Annotated in this window: 27 protein-coding genes and 1 riboswitch; of the genes, 15 read left to right on the forward strand and 12 right to left on the reverse strand. The window is 42.1% G+C overall.

All coding sequences use genetic code 11. The features are described from left to right. Nucleotides 1-171 precede the first annotated feature (171 nt). Nucleotides 172-360: a gamma-type small acid-soluble spore protein gene (locus tag QT711_RS15550; RefSeq protein ID WP_317945756.1), complete on the reverse strand. Its 189-nt coding sequence runs from the start codon at nt 358-360 to the stop codon at nt 172-174. A 52-nt stretch (nt 361-412) separates the two neighbouring features. Then, the gene (gene mutY, locus QT711_RS15555; RefSeq protein WP_317945758.1) at nt 413-1,474 is read right to left on the reverse strand and encodes an A/G-specific adenine glycosylase; all 1,062 of its coding nucleotides are present in this window, start codon (nt 1,472-1,474) and stop codon (nt 413-415) included. A gap of 130 nt (nt 1,475-1,604) precedes the next feature. Between mutY and QT711_RS15560 the strand changes: the two genes are divergently transcribed. Continuing rightward, nucleotides 1,605-2,588, forward strand: coding sequence for a metal-dependent hydrolase (locus QT711_RS15560; RefSeq protein WP_317945844.1), 984 nt, complete (start codon nt 1,605-1,607; stop codon nt 2,586-2,588). 43 nt (nt 2,589-2,631) lie between these two features. On the opposite strand, the gene QT711_RS15565 is transcribed toward QT711_RS15560, so the two are convergent. Beyond that, nucleotides 2,632-2,964: a YfhH family protein gene (locus tag QT711_RS15565; RefSeq protein ID WP_317945760.1), complete on the reverse strand. Its 333-nt coding sequence runs from the start codon at nt 2,962-2,964 to the stop codon at nt 2,632-2,634. After that, nucleotides 2,954-3,766 carry a recombination regulator RecX gene (gene recX / locus QT711_RS15570; protein ID WP_317945762.1) on the reverse strand — a complete coding sequence of 271 codons (813 nt, stop codon included), beginning with the start codon at nt 3,764-3,766 and terminating at the stop codon, nt 2,954-2,956. Before recX ends, QT711_RS15565 begins: the two co-directional genes overlap by 11 nt. Nucleotides 3,767-3,855: 89 nt before the next feature. On the opposite strand from recX, the gene QT711_RS15575 reads away from it, so the two are divergent. The 6 genes from QT711_RS15575 (at nt 3,856) to QT711_RS15600 (ending at nt 10,400) form a co-directional block, all read left to right on the forward strand. Beyond that, nucleotides 3,856-4,755, forward strand: coding sequence for a TIGR01777 family oxidoreductase (locus QT711_RS15575; protein WP_317945763.1), 900 nt, complete (start codon nt 3,856-3,858; stop codon nt 4,753-4,755). Between the two features lie 52 nt (nt 4,756-4,807). Continuing rightward, nucleotides 4,808-5,611 carry a polysaccharide deacetylase family protein gene (locus QT711_RS15580; RefSeq protein WP_317945765.1) on the forward strand — a complete coding sequence of 268 codons (804 nt, stop codon included), beginning with the start codon at nt 4,808-4,810 and terminating at the stop codon, nt 5,609-5,611. Between the two features lie 73 nt (nt 5,612-5,684). Further along, nucleotides 5,685-6,071: an OsmC family protein gene (locus QT711_RS15585; protein ID WP_317945767.1), complete on the forward strand. Its 387-nt coding sequence runs from the start codon at nt 5,685-5,687 to the stop codon at nt 6,069-6,071. Nucleotides 6,072-6,396: 325 nt separating this feature from the next. After that, complete coding sequence (locus QT711_RS15590) at nt 6,397-6,570, forward strand: SE1561 family protein (RefSeq protein WP_317945769.1); 174 nt, start codon at nt 6,397-6,399, stop codon at nt 6,568-6,570. 20 nt (nt 6,571-6,590) lie between these two features. After that, nucleotides 6,591-8,126 carry a fumarate hydratase gene (locus QT711_RS15595; RefSeq protein WP_317945770.1) on the forward strand — a complete coding sequence of 512 codons (1,536 nt, stop codon included), beginning with the start codon at nt 6,591-6,593 and terminating at the stop codon, nt 8,124-8,126. Nucleotides 8,127-8,495: 369 nt separating this feature from the next. Next, nucleotides 8,496-10,400, forward strand: a complete 1,905-nt coding sequence (locus QT711_RS15600) for a heavy metal translocating P-type ATPase (protein ID WP_317945772.1) — start codon at nt 8,496-8,498, stop codon at nt 10,398-10,400. Between the two features lie 312 nt (nt 10,401-10,712). On the opposite strand, the gene QT711_RS15605 is transcribed toward QT711_RS15600, so the two are convergent. Then, nucleotides 10,713-11,699 carry a YihY/virulence factor BrkB family protein gene (locus QT711_RS15605; protein ID WP_317945774.1) on the reverse strand — a complete coding sequence of 329 codons (987 nt, stop codon included), beginning with the start codon at nt 11,697-11,699 and terminating at the stop codon, nt 10,713-10,715. 23 nt (nt 11,700-11,722) lie between these two features. Further along, entirely contained in the window at nt 11,723-12,100 is a 378-nt protein-coding gene (locus tag QT711_RS15610) for a YtxH domain-containing protein (RefSeq protein WP_317945776.1), read from the reverse strand. A 244-nt stretch (nt 12,101-12,344) separates the two neighbouring features. Between QT711_RS15610 and QT711_RS15615 the strand changes: the two genes are divergently transcribed. Both QT711_RS15615 and QT711_RS15620 read left to right on the forward strand, forming a co-directional pair. Further along, on the forward strand, nt 12,345-13,733 hold the full coding sequence (locus tag QT711_RS15615; RefSeq protein ID WP_317945777.1) for an alanine/glycine:cation symporter family protein: 1,389 nt from the start codon (nt 12,345-12,347) through the stop codon (nt 13,731-13,733). A 41-nt stretch (nt 13,734-13,774) separates the two neighbouring features. After that, nucleotides 13,775-13,996, forward strand: coding sequence for a DUF1128 domain-containing protein (locus tag QT711_RS15620; RefSeq protein ID WP_317945779.1), 222 nt, complete (start codon nt 13,775-13,777; stop codon nt 13,994-13,996). Nucleotides 13,997-14,090: 94 nt separating this feature from the next. Here QT711_RS15620 and motB read toward each other — a convergent pair whose 3' ends face one another. Both motB and motA read right to left on the reverse strand, forming a co-directional pair. Further along, on the reverse strand, nt 14,091-14,852 hold the full coding sequence (motB, locus tag QT711_RS15625; protein ID WP_317945781.1) for a flagellar motor protein MotB: 762 nt from the start codon (nt 14,850-14,852) through the stop codon (nt 14,091-14,093). Further along, nucleotides 14,836-15,654, reverse strand: coding sequence for a flagellar motor stator protein MotA (motA, locus tag QT711_RS15630; protein WP_317945783.1), 819 nt, complete (start codon nt 15,652-15,654; stop codon nt 14,836-14,838). Before motA ends, motB begins: the two co-directional genes overlap by 17 nt. A 175-nt stretch (nt 15,655-15,829) precedes the next feature. On the opposite strand from motA, the gene QT711_RS15635 reads away from it, so the two are divergent. The 3 genes from QT711_RS15635 to QT711_RS15645 all read left to right on the forward strand — a co-directional run bounded on the left by QT711_RS15635 (nt 15,830) and on the right by QT711_RS15645 (nt 17,972). Next, on the forward strand, nt 15,830-17,062 hold the full coding sequence (locus QT711_RS15635; protein ID WP_317945785.1) for an aminopeptidase: 1,233 nt from the start codon (nt 15,830-15,832) through the stop codon (nt 17,060-17,062). A gap of 105 nt (nt 17,063-17,167) precedes the next feature. Then, nucleotides 17,168-17,305 (forward strand): hypothetical protein, encoded by a 138-nt coding sequence (locus QT711_RS15640; protein ID WP_317945786.1) that lies wholly within the window; start codon nt 17,168-17,170, stop codon nt 17,303-17,305. Nucleotides 17,306-17,396: 91 nt separating this feature from the next. Continuing rightward, a complete protein-coding gene (locus QT711_RS15645; protein WP_317945788.1) occupies nt 17,397-17,972 on the forward strand; it encodes a beta-class carbonic anhydrase in 576 nt (191 codons plus the stop codon). Nucleotides 17,973-18,070: 98 nt separating this feature from the next. Here QT711_RS15645 and QT711_RS15650 read toward each other — a convergent pair whose 3' ends face one another. Then, complete coding sequence (locus tag QT711_RS15650) at nt 18,071-18,616, reverse strand: GNAT family N-acetyltransferase (RefSeq protein ID WP_317945790.1); 546 nt, start codon at nt 18,614-18,616, stop codon at nt 18,071-18,073. A 7-nt stretch (nt 18,617-18,623) separates the two neighbouring features. Continuing rightward, nucleotides 18,624-20,426, reverse strand: coding sequence for a M3 family oligoendopeptidase (locus tag QT711_RS15655; protein ID WP_317945792.1), 1,803 nt, complete (start codon nt 20,424-20,426; stop codon nt 18,624-18,626). Between the two features lie 159 nt (nt 20,427-20,585). Between QT711_RS15655 and QT711_RS15660 the strand changes: the two genes are divergently transcribed. After that, nucleotides 20,586-21,320, forward strand: coding sequence for a tryptophan-rich sensory protein (locus QT711_RS15660; RefSeq protein ID WP_317945794.1), 735 nt, complete (start codon nt 20,586-20,588; stop codon nt 21,318-21,320). Nucleotides 21,321-21,353: 33 nt separating this feature from the next. Here the strand turns inward: QT711_RS15660 and thiT are convergent, their stop codons facing one another. After that, nucleotides 21,354-21,911, reverse strand: coding sequence for an energy-coupled thiamine transporter ThiT (gene thiT, locus QT711_RS15665; protein WP_317945796.1), 558 nt, complete (start codon nt 21,909-21,911; stop codon nt 21,354-21,356). 169 nt (nt 21,912-22,080) lie between these two features. After that, nucleotides 22,081-22,181: riboswitch (TPP riboswitch) on the reverse strand. Nucleotides 22,182-22,269: 88 nt separating this feature from the next. On the opposite strand from thiT, the gene QT711_RS15670 reads away from it, so the two are divergent. Together QT711_RS15670 and map are read left to right on the forward strand one after the other, a co-directional pair. Then, nucleotides 22,270-22,611 carry a DUF4870 domain-containing protein gene (locus QT711_RS15670; protein ID WP_317945798.1) on the forward strand — a complete coding sequence of 114 codons (342 nt, stop codon included), beginning with the start codon at nt 22,270-22,272 and terminating at the stop codon, nt 22,609-22,611. 96 nt (nt 22,612-22,707) lie between these two features. Then, nucleotides 22,708-23,454 (forward strand): type I methionyl aminopeptidase, encoded by a 747-nt coding sequence (gene map / locus QT711_RS15675; protein WP_317945800.1) that lies wholly within the window; start codon nt 22,708-22,710, stop codon nt 23,452-23,454. Nucleotides 23,455-23,826: 372 nt separating this feature from the next. On the opposite strand, the gene QT711_RS15680 is transcribed toward map, so the two are convergent. Further along, nucleotides 23,827-25,008, reverse strand: coding sequence for a DEAD/DEAH box helicase (locus QT711_RS15680; protein WP_317945802.1), 1,182 nt, complete (start codon nt 25,006-25,008; stop codon nt 23,827-23,829). Nucleotides 25,009-25,064 lie beyond the last annotated feature (56 nt).

Raw genomic sequence — 25,064 nt, forward strand, 5'->3', positions numbered from 1 at the left:
AAACCACCTTTATGTTCGACCCCATTACTATTTCTATAGTATACCAACCGAACAAACAAATAGAAAACGAAAGCCCTTCCTGTCAATCCTTACATAATGTTACCCCAAATTATGTATAACCAATCAAAAAACCGGCAGCGTTTTAAGCTGCCGGCCGGTGATAATTATCCATTACTTCGACTGATCTTCGTAACTGTTCGCACGAGCACCAGAAGCGTTACGCTTGTTTTGCTCTGCTTTCATGTTTTGTTGCTTTACATGATTCACATCTGTTTCCATCCCAAACTCTTCTTGCATGTTTTGTTGGTTAAACTGACCTTGGTTTTGTGTTTGGTTTTGGTTACGATTTTTCTTTGTCAATGGATATTCACCTCCGTAACCAATATGATGTCCAACGGCCGATTTATTATCCTTAGGAATTTTTTTCTTTTTCGTTAACTGCTTGCCATATTTTAATGACAGGAACTGCTTTCGGTAGTGCTTCGACTTCTTCTGTCGAAAAAAACTGGAATCCTTCAGGTGCAACATCATCAGTGACAACGAGATGACTCGTTATGTCCCACGTCAAATGGGAAAAGATATGCTTAAAATGCAGTAACGGCGTAGGCTGCTCGACTTGCATTTTGTATTGTTGCTGCATGAGCTGTTCAATTGCTTGGGATGGATAATTTTCAACCAACGGAAATTCCCACATATTCGCCAACAAACCTGTCGCAGGTCTTTGTCTTAACAACCATTTGCCATCTAAGTTTCGAATGACCACCATCAGGACGGGTATGGTTTTCATTTTCACTTTTTTAGATTTTATCGGTAGCTCCTGCTGCCGTCCCTCATGGAAAGCACCACAAAATTCACGGACCGGACAAAGCAGGCATTTCGGATTTGGCGTACAAATCGTTGCACCTAACTCCATAACTGCCTGGTTAAATGAAGATGGATCTTCTTTATCAATTAGGTGCATGACAACTTCTTCAAAAATCTTTTTATTCCGCGGGATAGCAATATCTTCATCAATGAGCAGTAAACGCGACATGACACGCATGACATTTCCATCCACCGCATGCTCTGGTATTCCATAAGCAATACTTAACACAGCACCAGCCGTGTATGGTCCAACACCTTTTAACTGTGAAATTTCTTTACGGGTTTTTGGAATTTGACTATTGTACTGCGTTACGACTTCCTTCACACCCGCTTGCAAATTCCTTACACGCGAATAATAGCCAAGACCTTCCCACATTTTCAATACGTCTGCTTCATCCGCTTCCGCCAAATGAGCAAGCGTGGGAAACTTTTTGATGAAACGTTCATAATACGGAATGACGGTATCGACACGGGTCTGCTGTAACATCACTTCGGACACCCAAATATAATAAGGATTTGTCGTTCGTCTCCACGGTAAATCGCGCTTTTCCCTCAAATACCATTGGATCAATGCTGATTGAAATTCTCTTTTTTGTTCAATTAATTGCATGAAGACCTCCGCACTGCATATGCTTTTCGTTAATGAAATGAAATTGTAAAAACTGAATGTTTTTTGTTCAACGATAAAAGGGTATATACTAATGAAAGAACCGATGCATATTCACACAAGGAGTGATCACTTGGATACAGGCACACATATTGTCATGGGCGGCGCGATATGCGGACTCGCAATGGCGGACCCAGTCGTTGCCACAGATTCTGTAACGATGACTGCCGTGTTTATCGGCGTTGTATCCGGCTCTTTAATACCAGACGTCGATACTGTCCTTAAATTGAGAAATAACGCAGTCTATATACGTAATCATCGAGGCATTACGCATTCAATACCCGCGGTTCTATTATGGCCACTCGTTCTGTCAATTTTACTATCGTTCATGTTCCCTGCTTCAGCCTTTTTCCACGTCTGGGCATGGACATTTCTAGCTGTGTTCTTGCACGTCTTCGTTGATATCTTTAATGCGTATGGCACACAAGCGTTACGACCTTTTTCGAATAAATGGGTAGCGATTGGGGTCATTAATACATTCGATCCCATTATCTTTGCATTACATGTCATCGCCCTTGCCTTCTGGCTATTCGGTACAGAACCTGTTCCAACATTCATCGTATTATATTGCGTCGTATTCGTTTACTACCTACTCCGCTTTGCTGTTAAAGCAGCCGTGAAGAAAGCAGTTATGAATACGGTGCCAGATGCCGACCACATTTTCATTGCACCTACCATGAACTTCTTTCAATGGAGAGTGGCCGCGACAAATAAGGATTGTCATTTTGTTGGACGCGCATATGGACGGTCCGTCAATATCTACGATCGATTTGAACGGGAAAAAATGCCGAAGTCCCCTTACATCGATGCAGCCATGCAAGATAAAAACATCGAGGCGTTCGTTTCTTTTTCACCGATTTATCGATGGTCAGTCGCTCATGTTAACGACTTATATGAAGTTCGACTAATTGACCTCCGCTACCGAAGCAAAGATTATTACCCTTTTGTAGCAGTCGCCCATATTAATGAAGACATGGAAGTTGTCAACTCCTATACAGGATGGATTTTCTCCGAAGATAAATTACGGAAGAAGTTAAATTTCATCCCGAACTCTTAATAACCAAGAGCTTGTCCCCGGTCGAGTAAGGGACAAGCTCTTATCACTTACCACTTTTCACAGATTCGAGCATCGCAATCGGCAAGGCTTCCGTTGCCCGCTCACCACCGAGACGATACCCCCAAGCAAAACGCCCTTTTAGATAATCGACATGGAAAAACACACCCTCATCGCCGTCAATTCGGTAAATTTCACCCGGAACGATTGTTGCAGGGTCGATCATGTACGACTTCGCCATTAACGCTTTACGTTGGTAAACGGCAAATTCATTGATCATTCCCATCTGTTCCGCTTTGCGCGCTTTCTCCATCAGGCGTCCGATTTCTGACCGTAATTCGTGCTCATTCATTTCACTATATTTCTTTTCAGTTTCCATTTTCCTCATTCTCCTTCATTTCAATGAATCGCTCAATTTTCTCAAGGGGGATGCCCTTTTGATACATCGATTGCTTCACTCGATTCCTTAAATCATAACCTGAATACTTTGCTGCATAACGTCGCCAAGCCTTTTCACCAACTGACGTACAAATAGCATCCCATTCATCTTCTTCACGTTCAAAGTCAATGGACTCCAACACATCACTAATAAGACCAAATGAAAAACCTTTTCGCGCTAAAGCATTTTGGATTTTCTGTTTCAATTGTGCTGGGGGAATCGTCCGGTTAGACGTTGCTGCTTTTTTAGCAAGCTTTTGTGCAATCGAAAATTGCTCCTCTTCCGGATACGCTTGAAGCACTTCTTCTTGTAGCTCCTTCGTGACTCCCTTTTTGTGCAACTCTTGCTTAATCGCCTTCGGTCCTTTACTCGATGCATTTTTTTGCGTTCGCACAAATGCTTCAGAGAATGCTGCATCATCAAGAAAGCCTAGTCTTCTTAACTTCACAATCGCTTCTAGGATGACCGCTTCGCCAAATTCAAGATCCAGCAATTTTTTCTTCACTTCGAATTCTGTCCGCATTCTAAAGGATAGGAAATGCAACGCTTTGTTAAACGCCTTTTCGATTTCATCTTCATATGTAATTTCGTCCATTGCCCAATCATCCAACTGCATCCCTTTTGTGAGACCAAACTTTACTAAGATGGATTCATGGACACTGAACGCATATTTTTCATCTATGAATAGATTATAACGTTCGCTATCACGTTTTTGTTGTGTTATTTTCGTAAGTATAGGCAAACCGGCTCGACCTCCCTTTCCTATCAGTATACATGTTCTATTCCGGAAGGTCAGCTTGCGAGGTTACAAGACTAACGGAGGTGTTCAAGTTGAAAGTTGTCATTGCAGGCGGTACAGGTTTCATTGGACAAAAAATCACATCGTTACTAAAGGAGAAAGGTCATGACATTGTGATTCTGACTCGTTCTAAACGACCGAACGAAAAAAACATCGAATATGTGCAATGGTTAACGGACGGATCCAAACCCGAAGAAGAGATTCTTTCAGCAGATGCATTCATAAACTTAGCAGGCGTATCCATTAACGATGGGCGCTGGACTCCAGACCACCAACAGCAAATCTACGACAGTCGGATGGTTGCGACGGACGAACTGATCCGCATTATTTCGGCATTGCAAAGTAAACCTACTATCTTTTTAAATGCAAGTGCAATCGGCATATATCCAGCTTCTGAAACGACTATCTACAGTGAAGCATCGCGCGACGTCGCTGATGACTTTCTTGGTAAGACCGTCCATGACTGGGAGCAAAAAGCAGCTACATTGCAAGCGCAAGGTATACGAACAGCAATCATGCGGTTTGGCGTCGTTCTCGGAAAAGATGAAGGCGCACTACCGCTCATGAGTATGCCCTATAAGCTATTCGTCGGTGGAAAAGTCGGTTCCGGTCGACAATGGGTTTCATGGGTGCATGTCCAAGATGTAGCGAACGCAGCTGTTTTTTTGTTAGAGCATGCAAGTGCCCAAGGCGTATTTAATATTACCGCACCTTTCCCATTGCGCATGAATGATTTCGGCAAGACAATCGGCAATGTTCTTCATCGGCCACATTGGTTACCTGCTCCTGCCTTTCTTATGAAGAGCGCGCTTGGTCAAAAGAGTGCACTAGTGCTGGAAGGCCAATATGTTTCGTCTGAAAAGATTGTAACAGCAGGGTTCGATTTTGATTTTCCTGTTTTAGCGGACGCACTGAACGATTTGCTTAAATAAGGTATACTTTCCATCGTTGCGCACATCCTACGGAAAAAGGAGTTGTGTAATCATGGTGGAAGAACATGGACCTGGTATTCTCATGGCTGCATTCATCATTATTGTCGGCATCTTGTTCAATCCATTCGCTGCAAGTGCCGAAGAATTCCATTGGGGTTTCAAAAAATCTGCAAATGGCGTTCCTCCTAATGCTGGAGCTGCATTGGAATCGTTGCTCGACAGACACGGTGCAATCTATAAAGGAAAACCAGATGAAAAAATTGCCTATTTGACGTTCGACAATGGCTACGAAAACGGTTATACAGAATCCATTTTAGATACACTGAAAAAGGAAGATGCACCTGCAACTTTCTTCCTTACGGGTCATTATTTAAAGAGCGCTGCACCGCTTGTCAAACGGATGGTCGAGGAAGGTCACGACATCGGCAACCACTCATATGATCATCCGAATATGGCAAACTTGACAGAAGACGGCATGGAGAAAGAATGGAAAAAATTTGACGAGTTGTTGTTGAAAACAGCAGGTGTAGAACGGACCATTTACGCACGGCCACCTGAAGGCATTTTCAATGATGCATTATTGGCGAAAGGAAATGAATTAGGGTATCGACACATTTTCTGGTCTGTCGCTTTCATTGATTGGCATGCCGATAAACCTCGTGGACGCGATTATGCATATAATGAACTGATGAAGCAACTGCACCCAGGTGCTGTCATCTTAATGCATACAGTATCACCTGATAACGCGGAAGCATTACCGGATTTTATTCGCGATGCAAAAAAAGCCGGTTACGAGTTCCGTACATTGGATGATCTTGTCATGGAATACGAAAATGTCGATTCGATTTTGCGCTAGTTACTATATGAAGCAAAAATCTCCTTATTTCAGAACCGTCCTTTTATAATAGAAGAATGAGGAGGTTAAAAACATGAAATTTGAAATGACAGAGAACGGATTCCAAACAGAAACATCTTTCGGTACGTTACAAATCTCCGGCAATGAGGAGTTTGGCTTCAGGCCGTATCAACTACTCATTTCTTCAATTGCCGTTTGTACGGGAGGCGTCATGCGGAAAGTACTTGAACGCAAAAGAATGCCTGCGACTTCCATTACGATTGAAGTTAAAGATGTATATCGCAATGAGGAAGAAGCGAGTCGGGTTGAAAGAGTCCATTTGCATTTCCTGATTGAAGGCATCGAGATGACGAATGAGAAGATGGATAAGATTATGCAAGTAACAGACAACAACTGTTCAATGTATCAATCCGTTAAAAACTGTATCGAAGTCGTCAAGACCTATGAATTTGTAAACTAAAAAAGGCCCGGTCCATATCTGTAAAAGATGATGGCTGGGCCTTACGTATGAATAGAACTCTCACTTTCAATTTGCATAAAATTCGTAGGCGTCTATCGGCAGTAGCCGTCAAACGGTAACGGATCCCCTCCTTTGACATCGGATTCGATTCGTCTCTACTCTACAGCCTCCTTTACGAATTAGATTATTAGTAGTATACCACTTTGATTATGTATTGTAAACATTTTGTTAAGTAGAATTTTCTATATAGTTAAACTGATTCGCGTTACATTGAATTCTATTGCCATTTCATATACGATTACAATGATGAAAAGAGGTGTATGTGTTGGAACAAAGACAAAGTGGACAAGTAGATGAGTTAAAAAACCGTCTTCATTTATTTTTGGAAAAGCTTGAAGCGATTGAGCCAGAAAACACTGATTTACAAGAGATTGATCAGCTCATCAGTTTAATTGACGAATTGGAACAACAAATGAATAAACTAAAAACAGACCAATGATTCCTTAGGGGGAAATAAGAATGTACATAGAGCAACTCGAAAAAAGTATGTATGATCTCATTTGCGATACATCTACGAATTTACCGAAAGATGTCCGTAGAGCTGTAAAGGCTGCAAGGGAAAAAGAGAATGCCGGTACACGGGCAGCAATGAGTCTTGATACAATCGCGAACAACATCAACATGGCTGACGACAAACTATCACCGATTTGCCAAGATACGGGTTTACCAACTTTCAAAATCAAAACACCAATCGGCGTTAACCAGTTGGAGATAAAAGACGCCATTACGCGTGCTATGGTACAAGCGACGAAGGACGGTAAATTGCGTCCAAATGCAGTTGATTCGCTTACTGGCGAAAATAGCGGGACAAATTTAGGCCTCGGTCTCCCTGTTGTGAAATTCGAGCAATGGGAAAAAGATTATATTGAAGTGAAGCTCATCTTAAAAGGTGGCGGCTGTGAAAACAAAAACATCCAGTACAGCTTACCAACTGAACTCGAAGGACTTGGCCGGGCTGGACGTGATTTAGACGGAATTCGTAAATGCATTCTCCACTCCGTTTACCAAGCGCAAGGACAAGGCTGTTCTGCCGGCTTCATCGGCGTCGGAATCGGAGGCGATCGCGCTTCTGGTTATGATTTAGCAAAAGAACAACTTTTCCGCGAAGTGGATGACGTGAATCCGCATCCTGATCTTGCAGCACTGGAAAGTTACATCTTGGATACTGCAAACCAACTCGGTATCGGAACAATGGGCTTCGGCGGTGAAGCAACATTATTAGGTTGTAAAATCGGCGTCATGCACCGTATCCCTGCAAGTTTCTATGTCTCCGTAGCTTATAATTGTTGGGCATACCGCCGTATGGCCGTCGATATTGATGCAACGACAGGTGATGTGACAAAATGGCATTACAATGAGGGTGACAAACTAGCTTTTGCTGCTACGACGGAAACGAATGACACACAATCATCACGTGTCGTCGAACTAACTGCTCCTATTACAGAAGAGCAAATCCGTGAATTACAAGTTGGAGATGTCGTCAAAATTAGCGGAAGAATGTATACAGGACGCGATGCAATTCATAAGCACCTTACGGAAAACGATGCACCTGTCGACTTAGATGGACATATCATCTACCACTGCGGTCCGGTCGTATTGAAAAACGAAGACGGATCGTATGAAATCAAAGCAGCCGGACCTACCACTTCCATTCGGGAAGAACCTTACCAAGGCGATATTATGAAAAAATTCGGCATTCGCGCAGTCATCGGAAAAGGCGGCATGGGTCCTAAAACGCTCGCAGCCTTACAAGAACACGGCGGTGTCTACTTAAACGCAATCGGTGGGGCAGCCCAATATTATGCAGACTGCATCAAAGAAGTAGAAGGCGTCGACTTACTTCAATTCGGCATTCCTGAAGCAATGTGGCATTTACGCGTCGAAGACTTTACTGCGGTCGTCACAATGGACTCACACGGAAACAGCCTTCACGCCGACGTAGACAAATCATCGTTAGAAAAACTCGCAACATTTAAAGAGAAAGTATTTAGCTAAATAGCTTGGAAAGCCCTGCAGCATGTACATACTGCAGGGCTTTTTTGCGACTGTAGAAGTAAGCGGCGAGGTTCGTACTGTGTGGAGCGACTTGCTTTGGGCACACGACTCCCCTCTTTCCGCGTGGAGCAACATGCTTTAGACATGCAGCTCTCCTCTTTGCACAAATCAATTTCGCTCAAAAAACTTTTCAAACAACCCACTATCATTTTTCATTAGGAGTATGCTATACTCTTATTTATAATAATTATAAACAAGAAATGATTATCGAACAACTCTCTATATCCAATTATATCAATTGTTTTAAAGATAATACATGTAAGTTCGTCACTTGCAAACGATAGTCATTCTCAATTAGGAGGGGTTTAAATGACAACAGAAACAACAGAAGCGCAACAAACGCCTCGTCACTGGACGGCGCACATCGAATTGATTGCTGCACTTCTTTCAGGACTATTAATAGTCTCAGCTTGGTTGATCGGCAAAGATGGTAACGAATCTTTATCCATCGCGCTTTATATAATTGCCTTTCTAATCGGTGGATTTGCTAAAGCGAAAGAAGGCATTGAAGAAACAATTGCAGATAAGCAATTGAACGTAGAAATGCTAATGGTCTTTGCTGCTATCGGTTCAGCAATTATCGGTTATTGGGCTGAAGGCGCAATATTAATCTTCATATTCGCAGTGAGCGGTGCGTTAGAAACCTATACATTGAACAAAAGCCATAAAGAAATCTCGGCGTTAATGAACATGCAACCGGAAGAGGCTTGGCTACTACAAGGTGATGGATCAACAAAAAGCGTCCCCACTTCTTCCCTTTCCGTCGGTGCTGCGATAGTTGTTCGACCTGGCGAGCGCATTCCGGTGGACGGTATCATTCTCCAAGGAACGACTTCCATTGATATGTCCGCCATTAACGGAGAGTCTGTTCCGGTTACGAAGGAAAAGAACGATGAGTTGTTCGCAGGAACCATGAACATTAGTGGCGTCATTCACATGGAAATGACAAAACCAAGTTCAGATACATTATTTCAAAAAATAATTACACTCGTTCAAAACGCACAAAGTGAAAAATCGCCATCACAGCAATTCATCGAGAAATTCGAAGGTACGTATGTAAAGATTGTTATTTTAACTGTCCTTGTTATGATGTTCCTCCCCCACTTCCTGTTTGGTTGGGATTGGACGACGACATTGTACAGAGCAATCGTTCTATTAGTTGTCGCTTCTCCTTGCGCACTCGTTGCTTCGATTATGCCAGCGACATTGGCAGCTGTTTCCAACGGAGCAAAGAGAGGGATATTGTTTAAAGGTGGTGTCCATTTAGAGCACTTAGGGTCATTGCAAGCAATCGCATTTGACAAAACAGGGACACTTACAACCGGGAAGCCTGTTGTTACGGACTTTTTCGTACGAAGCAAAGCAGATCGTACACAAGCATTATCACTTCTAGCGAGCATTGAAGCCCAATCCAATCATCCGCTCGCTCTCGCTATTGTAAACTACGCGCAAGAGCATGGCCTTACGACAAGAGGAATTGAACATATTGAAGATGTCCCTGGCTTTGGCATTCGTGCGGTTGTAGACGAGCAAGAGATCCTAGTAGGAAATCCTCGTTTTGTCGGTGCCCAAGAAACGAAAGACTTCCACCAAGGTATCATTCACGAACTCTATGAAGATGGAAAGACCGTCGTTTTCATCAAGGATTCACAAGGGATTCTTGCGGCTGTCGCATTGAAAGATACACTCCGACCTGAAGCAGTTCAAGCAATTCAAGACTTAAGGCAGTTAGGTATCCAGTCAATCATGTTGACAGGAGATAATGAAAAAACAGCTCATGCCATCGCTAAGGAAGCTGGCCTTGACCGTTACGTCGCAAACTGTCTGCCAGAGATGAAAGTCGAACAGATGAAAGGGCTACTAAAAGAATACGGTAATGTCGGGATGGTCGGGGACGGCATTAACGATGCGCCTGCTTTAGCAACAGCTACATCAGGGATTGCCATGGGGGAAGGGACAGATGTTGCACTCGAAACAGCAGATGTCATCCTCATGCAAAATGATTTGACGAAAATCTCTTATGCGGTAAAAGTTTCTAAAAAAATGCAACGCGTTGTAAAACAAAACGTATTCTTTTCTGTTTCCGTCATCGCTATTTTAATCATGTCCAACTTCATGCAAGTTGTCGACTTACCGTTAGGGGTAATCGGTCATGAAGGAAGTACAATTCTCGTCATCTTAAACGGTTTACGCTTGTTAAATCGCATCAACTAAACAGAAAAGAGCAATGCCCGTCATAAGACTGCATTGCCCCCAGAGTGTAGACAAAGTCGATTTTTACTTTGTCTACACTTTTTTAATGAAATTTGTTATACATAGAAAGTTCTTCAGCCTGATTGAAAACGCTTGTCAGGTGGAAGGCAGTCTAAGTTCGGGACGTCCTGTCCCAACGCCTGCATGACCTGCGTCGTGCAGGCCCGCGCGAAGTCGAGCGAAGACGCGAATAGAACTTAAGTTCATGAGCGGACGAGTGAGACAAGCAACAACGGATGCGAGCGTTTGTCAACAGGCTGAGAGCAATGCCAGTCAAACGACTGCATTGCTCTTTTGTTTTGCCAGCTTTGCCTGTTTTCGTTCCGTCATCACCGCGTTTAACTGCCCACCTAGCATTAAGATAATGGCCGAAAAATACAACCACATCATAAGTACGATGATGCCTCCAATACTGCCATACGTATTCGAATAGCTAGCGAAGTTCCCTACATAATAAGAGAATGCTAGTGAAGTGATAATCCACCCTGCCGTGGCAAATAAAGCACCTGGCATCGCACTTGTTATATGAATCTTTTTATTTGGTACAATCCAATACAATGCTAGAAAAACGGTAAACAATAAAATTGGTGGTAAAATCCAACGTAGATTCTCCCAAATGGTCATGAAGTCCTCTTCCATGCCAAAGTAAGAAAATGCAAGGGATCCGATTTGTTGTCCAAATACAGGTAGTAGGAGAGCAACAACTAGCACACCGATGAGTGCAACTGTAAATACAACAGACATTGCTCTCGCTACAATGAATGACCTTGACTCTTCCACATAATAGGACTGATTTAACGCTTTTGTAATCGCATTCATCCCTTTGGAAGCAGACCAAATGGTTGCTAATGCACCAACTGATAACAAACCACCGTTCCGGTTTCTCAATATGTCTTCAAGTGTGTCATGAATTAGACTATAAACACTATCAGGAGCGTAATCACGAATGAAGAGAAATATTTGGGATTCATCAATATTCAAAAATGGCAACAGCGTCATCATAAAGATTAATAGCGGAAAAAGCGATAACAGGAAAAAGAACGCTAGTTGAGAGCCTAAACCAGTTATATCGACATTTTTAATCCGAATAATTAATTCTTTCCAAAAGCCTTTTGTGGTCGTAACATCAAATCGCTCCATTTCACCTTCTTTTACATCATCGATGAACTTCATGATTTCCGAATCCTTTAGAATCCCACTTTTTTTGCTCTTAGGGTGTAAGCTTTCCTGTTGATGAGTCACTTGTTCTTTCTGGCTCACATCTGGCTCACTCCTTTCAAAGCTTACGACTTTTTTACATCTCCAGTTTCTTTCGTTTCTGTTATGAGCTCTTTATACTCTTCCTTTGAATCGACAAACGCTTCCTTCGTTCCTACTACCAGTTCTTTCACTTGTGGTGTCAGCGTCTTCAACTCGTCTACTTGTGTTTTAATGTATGCTGCGTCTCCAGAAAACTGATCATATAAGGACATATATTTTTCTTTAGTTTGCTGAAATTTTTCTTTTAATACATCCGGGTTACTCGCGTAGAATTTTACTTGGTTCGCCATGTGATTGGAAGTATTCATGACTTGCCTACGCGTACTTTTATCGAACAAACTAACAGCCGCTCCAGTTAATGCCCCAATCAAAATAAATTTACCAAATTTACTATTACCCACTACAAACCCCTCCAATATTGACTTATATGCATATAACATTATACCCGTAGAGAGGAAAAACAAACAATCTTACTGTATTTCAAAAAAAGTGCTTGACTATCGCTCTAAAATTTCGGAATATTATCAATAACAACTATTAAGTATTCTAAGTAGTTTTTCTACTTGATTCAATGAGAGGAGTCGATATAAAATAACTTATCTCGCTGTAACTGTATTGACATAATGAAACGAGGGGGTATTGACAATGGATGCAGTGTACAATTTTCTAGACAAAGCGAGCGGACTTATTTGGGGGCCACCCCTACTAATCCTACTTGTAGGAACCGGTATATTTTTAACTTTCAGATTAGGATTCATTCAACTACGTTTACTACCGTATTCGTTAAAGCAGGTTTTTTCTCGTAAGCACAGTAAAAAAGAGGACGGAGATATCTCTCAATTCCAGGCTTTGATGACCGCGATGGCTGCCACTGTCGGCGTCGGTAACATCGTCGGGGTTGCAACTGCCGTATTTTTAGGAGGTCCTGGGGCAATTTTCTGGATGTGGCTTGCAGGCTTTTTTGGAATGGCGACTAAATATGGTGAGGCCATTCTTGCAGTAAAGTATCGTACAAAGGATGCGAACGGCCAAATGGCTGGTGGTCCGATGTATTACCTTGAGTATGGATTAAAGCAAAAGTGGTTAGGTGTAATTTTCGCAATATTCGGTGCTTTAGCTGCATTTGGAATTGGAAATGGAACTCAATCAAAAGCAGTTGCAGATGTTATGAATAGTACTTTCAATGTACCGCACTTAATAACGGGCATAGCACTCGTTATATTCGGAGCTCTCGTTATTCTCGGTGGTATTAAATCCATCGGAAGGGTTACAGCATTTTTCGTTCCAATTATGGCGCTATTCTATTTCATTGCTGGTGCAATCATCATGATTATGAACATCCATCTCGTACCTGAAGCATTCGGTTTGATTTTCAGTGATGCGTTCTCAGGCGAAGCTGCGGCGGGTGGTGCAATTGGTGCAGTAATCCGATTTGGTGTAGCACGTGGACTATTCTCCAATGAAGCAGGTATGGGATCTGCTCCAATCGCCGCTGCTGCTGCAAAAACTGACATGCCAGGTCGACAAGCACTCATTTCAATGACTCAAGTATTGTTTGATACACTTATTATCTGTTCAATTACAGGCGTAACGATTGTCATGTCAGGTCAATGGAAGAATAAAGACATTGATGCAGGGGCATTGACCGCTGAAGCATTCGGCTCATTCCTAGGTGGAGCAGGTCCAATCATCGTCGCAATCGGATTGGTATTCTTTGCAACATCAACAATTTTAGGGTGGAGTTATTATGGAGAAAAGTGTTTCCAATACTTGTTCCCTAAGAAACAAGCAGTACTCGCATACCGAATCTTTTTCGTAGCATTTATCATCGTCGGTCCACTTGTTTCACTTGATATCGTCTGGTTATTGGCGGATGTTCTTAATGGTCTCATGGCCATTCCGAACTTAATCGGTCTTCTAGGGTTGTCTGGTGTCATAGTGATGGAGACGAAGCGTTTCAAAAAGAAAATCGAAGAAGAGAAAGAAGCAGCAAAGCTTGCACAATCAGCAGCTGTTGACAGCTCGTCTAAATAATGTGATGATTAGTCCGATGCTAATGAAGGGCGGACGAAACTATGGATTTATCAAAACCTACCGAAGAAAATGTTTTGTATATGATTGAAAAGATCAAGGAAAAACTGCGTATGGTCAACGTGGACGCAATGAAAGCGGAACATTTCAACACAGAACAGTACGAAGACTTAGTGTACATGTACGAAATGGTCATGAAGCGCGAGACGATTACTCCGAATGAAATGCAAGCCATTGCTGCGGAACTTGGCTCATTACGTAAATAGTTTTAAAGCCGACGGAAAGGATACAACCCCTCCGTCGGCTTTTATTGTACAGACAAAAAACGTGAAGCGATTGACACACGCTTCACGTTTTGTACTATTCAACTGACGTTCCATCCTTTAACACAAGAGGTTGGATAAGCACTTCCACACGTCGATTTTTACTACGGCCTTCAGCTGTTTCATTTGAAGCAATTGGTTTATTTTCCCCGTAGCCCTTTACACTGAACAGATGCGGATCCAACTGATCCGTTGACACGATTGTTTTTAAGAAATTAATTGCCCGCATCATACTCAATTCCCAGTTTGAAGGGAACTCACTACTATTGATGGGGACATTATCGGTATGACCCGCTACGACAATCTGTCTCGGCTTATCAAAAATCAGCAGCTGTGCTATATCCTTTGCGGTATTGGCATACTCCGGTTTTATCGTTGCTTTGCCTGTTTCAAATAATATGTTATCACGAATTGTAATAAGTAAGCCTTCCTCTGTTAACTTCGTCTCGAACTGATTCTCCAACTCATGTACCGCAATATACTCTTCAAGTTTTTGTTGTGTTGCTTCCAATGATTGTTGATCTTCCAAATAAGAAGAGTTCTCGTTTTCTTCCCCTGCCGAATCTTTTGGAACCGGAACAGCAGTTGGTGATGAACTATCCATCACCCCTGTTCCACCATCAAAGATTTGATTGAACACGGAAGAGATTTGGCTGAACTTCGCTTCATCCAACGAACTGGATGCAAACAATACGATGAACATGGCTAACAATAACGTAAGAAGATCTGCATATGGTAGGAGCCAGGACTCATTCACATGGCCAGAGTCATGATTTTTTTTCTTACGCTTCCTCGACAACCTGGCCCGCCCCCTTCTCACTCGTCACTTTTTCAGCACCGAGCTTTCGACGTTCTTCAAGAGACAAGTAAGATGCAAGCTTTTGTTCAATAACACGTGGTGCTTCACCTTCTAGTACAGATAAGATACCTTCAATCATCATCATTTTTTGGCGTACTTCTTCTTTTGACTTTCGCTGTAACTTGTTGGCAAAAGGGTGCCAGAGTACATACCCTGTAAAAATCCCCAATAATGTCGCAACGAATGCCGCTGAGATGGCATGTCCTAATGCGTCAATATTGTTCATATCTTTTAATGCGGCGATTAGCCCAACAACCGCTCCTAATACCCCGAGTGTCGGGGCATAAGTGCCTGCCTGTGTGAAGATTTGAGCCCCTGCTGTGTGACGTTCTTCCATTGCGTCAACTTCTTCCGTAAGCACATCCCGAATGTAATCGGCATTTTGACCGTCAATCGCTAACCCAAGGCCATTCTTTAAAAAAGGGTCTGCAATATCGTCCGTCTTTGCTTCCAAGGACAGTAAACCTTCCCGTCTTGCGACATCTGCCCAACCTGAAAAGATTTTAATTAACTCTGCGTCTGATGTTAACTGTTGTTCTTTAAAAATCACACCAAATAACTTGGGAACGCGTTTGATTTCCCTCATTGGAAAGGCAATGACGACGGATGCAATCGTTCCTAATACAATGATGAGTAATGCTGCCATATTAAAAAGGGTATCAGGGGTTACACCTTTTAACATCATCCCAACAAACAGCGCAACGATACCAATAACAAGACCAACAACGGTTGATAAATCCATACAAGTACCTCCATGTGTTCCAATCTACTTCTTCTTATTTCGACATTTTCTTACCATTCTTTAGATAGAACGGATAATTAATATGGATTATTTGTCTGAATGATGAATGATTTATTTTGCTTGAACGCATGCACTTTAGTACTATGAATATATACATGTTAAGGAGGTTTCCACTTTGTACTCATTCGAACAAAAGTTAGAAAATTACGCAAGTTTAGTAGTTGAGGTTGGCGCAAACATACAAAAGGATCAAGTACTTTACGTTAGTGCTTCCATTGATGCGCAAGCGCTTGTGAGAAAAATATCAGACAAAGCATATGATGCGGGTGCACGTCAGGTAATCGTTGATTGGGCGGATGACGTGTTGACAAAAATGCGCTATGAAAAAGCCCCTGCGGATTCGTTTTCAGACTTCCCGGAATGGAAAGTAATGGAGCGTGAGCGGTTAGCAGAAGGAGGCGCTGCGTTTGTCAGTATCGTTTCCCAAAGTCCTGATTTGTTAAAAGACATTGATCCATCTCGCATTGCGGATGCTCAAAAAGCGTCAGGACAAGCTCTGAGCAACTATCGGAAAATGCTTCAAGCAGACCGATTCAGCTGGTCAGTCATTGCTGCTCCTTCTCCTGATTGGGCTGCGAAGATGTTCCCTGAATTGCCGCGTGAAGAGCAAGTCCCAGCACTTTGGGAAGCTATTTTCAAAGCGGTCCGTGCAGATGTCGCTGATCCGGTCAACGCTTGGAAAGATCTTGACGCAACACTGAATGACAAAGCTGATCATTTGAATAAAAAAGCGTATCGTAAGCTTCATTACAAAGCACCTGGAACAGATCTCACAATTGAGTTGCCTAAAGGGCATATTTGGTGTGGCGGCGGTAGCGTGAATGTGGACGGAAATCCTTTCATGGCGAACATGCCGACTGAAGAAGTGTTCACGGTCCCACATATGTCAGGTGTAAACGGCTATGTTAAAAACACGAAACCGTTAAGTTACGGTGGCAATATCATTGACGATTTCACGTTAACATTTACGGATGGCAAAATTACGGATGTTTCAGCCGGTCAAGGTGCAGAAGTACTTCAACGTCTTATTGACACGGACGAAGGTGCAAAACGACTTGGAGAAGTTGCCCTCGTCCCTCACGCCTCACCGATTTCAGAATCAGGTCTACTATTTTACAACACATTGTTTGATGAAAATGCGTCTAATCACCTTGCAATCGGAAGCGCATACTCCTTCTGTTTAGAAGGTGGAAAAACGATGTCTTCCAACGAACTTGAAGAACATGGTCTCAATCAGAGTATTACGCATGTCGACTTCATGATTGGTTCAGCTGAAATGGATATTGATGGAATCTTAGAAGACGGAACAGTAGAACCGGTCTTCCGCAACGGGAACTGGGCATTCTGATTTCAGTCACAATTTATGAAAACATATTGAACAAGCCTTTTAATTTTACAAAACTATAGTATAATGGTTGTATAATAATCATTTATTGTAGAGAGGAGTCTTATAATGGGCTTAATGTTCACTACAGTCATAGGATATTCAATTGTCCTTGGCCTCGCTGCTTTATTTACAATGCACTATCTTGGCAAGGCGCTTGATTCTTCGGATGCAGAAAGAATCGATCCAAAGCCGGAAGTAAAATAAAATACCAGCTCCACCAAAAGAGTTGCCACTTGGCAGCTCTTTTATTTATATTGTAAACTTATCTCATTACAAATAGATGGAGGGACTTCCTATGACAATATTATCCGAAATCATTGAATTCAATAAAACATTTGTTGAAGAAAAAGAATATGAGAAATATGCAACGACGAAATTCCCCGACAAACGAATTGTTATTTTAACTTGTATGGATACAAGATTGACGGAGTTATTGCCTAAAGCGATGAACTTGCGTAATGGCGATGCGAAGATTATTAAAAGTGCCGGAGCAATTGTTGCTCACCCGTTTGGCGGAATTATGCGTAGCATCTTAATTGCTGTGTATGAATTACGAGCAGATGAAGTATATATTATTGGCCATCATGACTGTGGCATGAGCTCCATCGATACAGAAAAGACGTTTGGCAATATGATTGAGCGTGGTGTAGATCCAAACATTTTCTCTACATTAAAACACTCTGGCGTTGATTTAGAAGATTGGTTACGCGGTTTTAACGATGTAACAGAAAGCGTAAAAAGCAGCGTAAACCAAGTGCGCAATCACCCGTTAATGGACAAGAAAGTTCCAGTTCACGGTCTTGTTGTTCATCCTGCTACAGGTCAATTGGAGACAATTGTAAACGGGTATGAAGCAAACGAAGACAATTGACTACAAATTTCCCGGGAAATAGACAAAAACCGATTCCTCTAATTGAAGAATCGGTTTTTTATTAATGCAAAGTATTTCCGCCAAGCGGCCTTACCCTTTCAAAAATCTTCCGCTATCATCGCATACATATAATGATCTTCCCATACACCATTGATGTAGAGTAATTGCCGTAGAAGGCCTTCACGGACAAATTCGGCATTTTCCAGTACTTTAACCGACCCTATGTTTCGAGGAGAAACAAAAGCTTCCACACGATGTAAGGACACTGTTTCAAAAGCAAAACGGGTAATGATCCGGACCGCTTCCGTCGCAATTCCTCTTCCTGTCTCCCGTTCGTCAATCGAATACCCGATAAAACCGCTCGAAAAGGGAAGTCTCTTAATGCTGTATAGCGAGATATGACCAATTAGCCTACTCGTCTCCGCGTCGAAAATACCGAAGTTATATTCCCGACGATCCCTCATTTGATAAAGGGATTCCCTAATTTTATCCCTCTGAACTGAAACAGTATAATAACTCGCTTCGTGTCGCGGCTCAAATACTGTCCAATACGCTTTGTTCGCTATGAGGAGATCAGTAAAAGCCCTCGCATCTTCTTCTGTTAATATTCGCAAATAACAAGTGTGCCCTTCAAGCAAAATCAACGCTTCTTCACCTTTCTTTGGAAGCTATTTTCAAAAACTCCTCTACATCTTTTACACATAACGCGACTCCCTTCGCCCAGAAGTCTTCTTTCGTAATGTCTTCTCCTAAATGTTTCATCGCAAGATCCTCAACGGACATGACAGCTGTATCTCGAAGTAGATCGATATACTTCTTCTCAAATCCTTCCCCTTCAGTTAACGCTTTCGCATAAATGCTCAAAGAGAACAAATAACCGAACGTGTATGGGAAATTGTAAAACGGTGTTCCGGTAATATAAAAGTGCAGTTTGGAAGCCCAGAAATGAGGGTGGACCACGTCAAGCGCATCACCGTACGCTTCCTTTTGAGCTTCTTCAGTCAGCTCATTCAGCCGTGCAGCCGATACGACTCCTTCTTTTCGTTCCTCATAAAATCTTGTCTCAAATAAAAAGCGCGCATGTATATTCATAAAGAATGTAGCACTTCTTTTAATTTTATCCTCCAATAACGCAAGTTTTTCATCTTCTGTTTGCGCAGATTTAAGCGCGGCATCCGCCACAATCATTTCTGCAAAAGTCGAAGCCGTTTCAGCAACGCCCATTGCATATTGACGATTCAAATAATGGACTGGGCGCAATGCATAGGAGTGAAATGCATGACCGAGTTCATGTGCAAGTGTTGCGACGTTAGACATGGAACCACTGTATGTCATGAAGATCCTTGATTGCTGTGAAGCTGGCATACCGGTACAAAAGCCGCCTGGTCGTTTGTTTGGACGGTCTTCCGCCTCAATCCATCCTTCTTCAAACGCTTGTCTAGAAAATGCTTCGAGTTCAGGTCCAAACTTTCCGAAATGCGCTAATATGAAGGCAGCACCTTCCTGGTAGGACATTTTTGTCGTTTGAGAAGTGATCGGAGCATTTAAATCATACCAATTCATCTTTTCAGCGCCAATCATTTTCGCTTTTGTAGTTAAGTAATCGATGAATGGTTGTTTATTCGCTTGAATCGCTCCCCACATCGCGTCAAGCGTTTCTTGGCTCATTCGATTGCGCATGAGCGGTTCTTGTAGGACAGAATCCCATCCACGCTTGTTGTATACGGCTAAACGAAATCCTGCGAGGTGATTAAGAGCTGAAGCAAAGAAGTCTTCTTTTTCTTTCCATGCAGCTTCAAGTTTCTCGAATACTTCTTTCCGGACAGCAGCATCTGGATGAGACGCCAAGTTGTTAGCCTGTCCTACAGATAATTTCTTCGTCATACCATCAACAGTCATTTCAATTTCCATATCACCAACAAGTTGGTTATATAGCTGTCCCCATGCTTGGTAACCATCTACACTCAATGATGTAATAAGGCTCTCTTCAGCTTCAGAAAGTTGAAGTTGAACATTTTCCCGCCATTCATTTAAAACAAAAGTAAATTGGGAGAGCTCTTTCGTTTCCAACAACGCTCCCCATACATCTTCTTCCGTTTTTGCGATCGTTTGTTCAACCTTTAGTCGAACAGTCGAAAACCGAGCTTGGATTGTACTCACATCTGATTGAAGCAATAACGCTTGCTTGTCTTTTGTATTTGCTGCAACAAAACAGCCAATCACTGCAGATGCTTCTCTAAGATTAAGCGCTGTCGCTGTTATGCTTTCTAGTAAGTCATGTACTTCTTTTGCATCTTCTACTTTCGTTGGTACAGAAAATGCCTCAATACGGTTTTCAAGTGCGACAATTTGCGTTTTCACCTTTTCCAAATGTTCGTTTAGCTCAGGTGAATGGCTTCCCCCTTTAAAAAACACATCTAAATCCCATACTTCACTGTACAGTTTTGTCGTCATGTTCATCCCCCTCGTTGTTTGGAAAATTGCTATAAAAACCTGTATTAATTATAGCACGAATTTTCGGTATACGAAATATTTGATTTGTGACGGAAACTTCATACTTTCATTCGCATGTAGGGCTTTTCCTATGTATACTGTTCATGGGAGGATTTTATTATGTCTAGAATGATCTTGATGGCTCTTTCACTTCTGACGGTCATCGTTACGAATATAGCCGCTAGTTTTTTCACCCTCAATCATCAAACAACCGTTGAAATTGTTAACCGTTTGCCTGTGCTCTTTAATCCTGCAAATTATGTTTTTATTATATGGATTGTCATCTTCATTTTGTTGTTCATGTGGATAGTAAATTTCAATAAGATCACCGAGCAAATGAGCAACAAACATAAAAATCGAATCACTTTCCTGTTCGTAGTGAGCTGTGCGTTAAATACAATTTGGCTGTTCCTATGGCATTACAGCTTGTTCAACTGGGCAGTTATAACTGAACTCGCTCTTCTCGGTGTCGTACTTACCTATTATTTTACGTTTCCGAAGAAAGAAAATCGTTTGTATGGAAGAGTACCTTTTAGTATCCTTACGGGCTGGGTATTCATCTCCTCCATTTCTAACATCAGTTACACACTCATGTATCATGAATGGGAAGGTTTCGGTCTAAGCGATCCTTTATGGACAGTCTTTTACTTAACGATTTCCACTGCGTTCGCTTTACATTTTATGTACCATCACCGGGATTATGTGATGAATCTTGTTTTTGTTTGGACATTCATTGGCATTGCGATTCGAAACGGGATTGAAGAGTTGTTCATTACTTCTGCTGCACTCTTTTTGACTGCAGTCATCATTACATGCATGTTTCTTTTTTCAGGCAAAGGTGTACAAAAAAAATAGAGCAAAGTGCACACTACATGCACTTGCTCTATTTTAATTTCTTTGAATCAACCGTGGGGCGGATGTGAATAACAACACTGCTACAATTGCACATAACACTATGGAAGGAATCATATAAGAAGCATTGTATCCTAAAGAGTACAGCCAAGCCGGTTGGTCACCTGCATATTCCGCGAAGAACACCATTCCACCGATAAAATGTGCTAAAAAGCGCAATGATCCACCTAAAACGCTTCCTACAATAATGGCCGTTGCCATGGAACCTTTTTTACCTTCCGCTTTACTTTTCAGAAGCCATCTAAGTGTTACTGCCGCCAAACCGACAACCGTATACGCGATGAAATAATCCAACGCACCTTGTACAGGGTGAATAATGTAACCGCCGATGACTGCTTGGAGTAAACCGGAAATCAATCCCGTTAATAAACCTCCACTAAGGCCCCAACGGAATGCCATTAAGATAATTGGCAGCATCGATAAGGTGACGGAACCACCTTGAGGCATTTTAAATACTGTTAAGTTATCCAAAACAAATGACATTGCCCCTAATATTGCTACTTCCAATAAAAACTGCAAACGACTACGATCCAATTCGAATTCCTCCTCTTTTGTTTTCGGAGGGATACGGAAGAAAAGTCAACGTGTCAACAAAGACGTATGACCAGATTCTGTATTATACTTTACATAAAGCTCATCACTCACTAAACTTATGTAACAAAAAACGACATCCCGGATAGAACCGAGACATCGTATCGTATATGTCAGTTTCCATCCACATCCCTACGCAAGTATGAACTTACAGGTTCGAAGGGTCAGGACATCCGTCCAATCTCAGCCAAGTCGGCACCCCTTGTGGTCGTGTAATTCAATTGTCGTTACCATTGTATATGGTACAGTACATATAAGCAAGATGATTTTAAAAACTTCTTCTATTTATCAGGAGGTACACATGTCGAATAACAAAATCTTATCCGCCTTATGCTATTTCAGTATTTTCTTTTCCCCTCTTCTACTGCCCGCAATTGTCTTCTTCATTACGGACGATGCGGAAGTGAAAGGTCATGCAAAACGATCGCTCATTTCACATCTCGCACCTGTTGTATTGCTCATTGCAGGTTTTATATTGTTTACTTTTTCAATGGTTTCCTATGAGTCTCGATTAACGACGATGATGAATGGACAATTTGATTTCTGGGGGCTAGCCCCATTCTTATTCATGCTCATCTATGGCTTATTATTTTTAGTTGTTGTTATCTGGAATGTGTACCAAGGGGTTAAAGTGCTAAAATGACCGATAGTATTTTCAGCAAGCCCGCACCCCTCTTCACGAATGGAATTATGATATAGTAAAATGGAAAAGTACGTTTTGAGAAGGGACCTGTAAATAATGATTGTTAAAACAAATGAAGAAATTGAAGCGTTGAAAAAAATCGGACGAATGGTCGCTGAAATTCGCGAAGCGATGAAAGAAGCGGCCGTCCCTGGAATTTCAACAAAAGAACTTGACGAACTCGGTGGACGTCTATTTGCTGAGCGTGGTGCCGTTTCTGCCCCAATCGACCAATATGATTTCCCTGGCTATACATGTATTAGTGTCAACCATGAGGTAGCACACGGCATTCCAGGATCAACCGTTCTACAAGACGGAGATCTTGTCAATATTGATGTGTCTGGTTCATATGAAGGATTCTTTGCGGACACAGGCATTTCATTCGTCGTCGGTACACCTGACGAGAAAAAGCAAAAACTTTGTGACGTTGCCAAATTGGCATTTGATCGTGCAATGACAAAAGTGAAAGCCGGCTCAAAATTGAACCAGATCGGGAAAGCAGTCGAACGCGAAGCGAAAGAACACGGATTCGCCGTCATCCGGAATTTGACGGGCCACGGCATCGGTACTTCATTGCACGAAGAACCACAGCACATCCTCAACTATTATGACGCTTGGGATAAAACATTAATGGTCGATGGTATGGTATTGGCGGTAGAACCATTCGTATCCGAAAAAGCGGAAAACATAGTTGAATTAGGCGATGGATGGACATTTGTCACACCGGATAAATCCCTTGTCGCCCAAATTGAACATACGATTATCGTAACAAAAGACAAACCCATTATCTTGACACAACTGTAAAGAATTACAAAAGAGGCTGGGACAAATCTCTAAATAGACCGTTCCTCTGCGCACCAAAAGGCACGCTTTCCGCGGGGCGCGCTTGAGCCAATCGAACAACAAAGAGTTCGATTTGCCGTATTTCTGCGTACTTTGCAGAAATTAAGGCATCCTTGCTCCCAACGCTTCGCTTATGCTCGCAAAAGCCGTTCTACGTGACGGCTTTTCCTGCGGGGTCTCAACATTCGCGCTACAATCCCGCAGGAGTCGGCCTTTTTCCGCTCCGACTCACTCAAGAATTTGAAAAGAAACATTGGAAAAATATAAAAAAACTGCATGACGGCGAATTAGCCATCATGCAGTTTTTTTATGGTATGTCCCAGCCTTTTTTTCTTATTTCTTTTTTGGTTGGCTCTTCTTTGCATCTTTCTTATTCGAATCTTTTTGGCCACTGACTGTCTTTGAATTTCCTTCGGTCAATTTACCTTTAAACCACACTTTTTGTACAGGTTTGAATGGCTTTGCCAATTTCTTATAAGTCCGTTCTTCATGATAGGATAATAAGGTGAGTACTTCGCCATCTTCTCCCGCTCTTCCCGTTCTACCTGATCTGTGTACATATTGTTCTGTCGTATGCGGCACATCCACATGGATGACGTGTGTCAATCCTTGGATATCCAATCCTCTAGCCGCGAGATCAGTGGCGATTAGGATTCGGATTTCTCCTTTCCGGAAGTCCTCCAACGTTTGCTGGCGTTCAAATTTTGTCATGGACGAATACAAAACAGCAATTGGCGCGTTATTGTACTGCAATTTCATTTCCTTCATACGTAGTTGGTCGACATTGTTCATGAATGCGAGCGCTCGAATAGCTGGCAAATGCGACAAGCCGCGGAGAAGGTCTGTCTTATCTCTCGCTTCTGTCTTTACGAATGAATGCACCACTTTGCCTGAAGATGGCATATCTTCAAGTGATACTTTTAAACGGATCGGGTTGTCCATCATCTGTTGGGCAACTCGTTCGATTTCGTCCGTAATCGTTGCAGAAACAACGACAACTTGACGATCTTCATGTGCCCCGTCGATTAAATTTTTCACAATGACACGGTACTCTCGTGCTAGTAGTTGATCACCTTCATCTAGTACGATATAGCGAATATCGTGCAATTTTAGGCGTTTCGCTTTGACAAGTTCCACTAAGCGGCCAGGTGTACCGACAACGATTGTCGGTTTTTTCTTTAACTTTTCGATCTGACGTTGCATATTCGCTCCACCAATCAGCTGGGTAACTGTAATGTCAGTCCCTTCCACCCACTCGCGTATGACATTCACAATTTGCATGGATAACTCTTGAGATGGCGCCATGATTAGTGCTTGCGTTTGCTGTTTCTTCCCATCTACTCGTTGTAAAATCGGTAGGACATACGCTAACGTTTTTCCTGTTCCTGTAGGAGATTCCGCAACAACATCTTTGCCAGAAAGCATTTCAGGTATCATTTGTGCTTGAATTGGTGTTTCGCTATCAAATTGCCATTTATCTTTTAGTACATCGTCCATTTTATCCAAGAAGGACATATACATCCCTACTTTCCATTATTCCTTATTTAATAATGGACTGGTTTCTATTTCAT

The organism is Sporosarcina saromensis, from assembly GCF_033253735.1.
Taxonomy (GTDB): Bacteria; Bacillota; Bacilli; order Bacillales_A; family Planococcaceae; genus Sporosarcina; species Sporosarcina saromensis.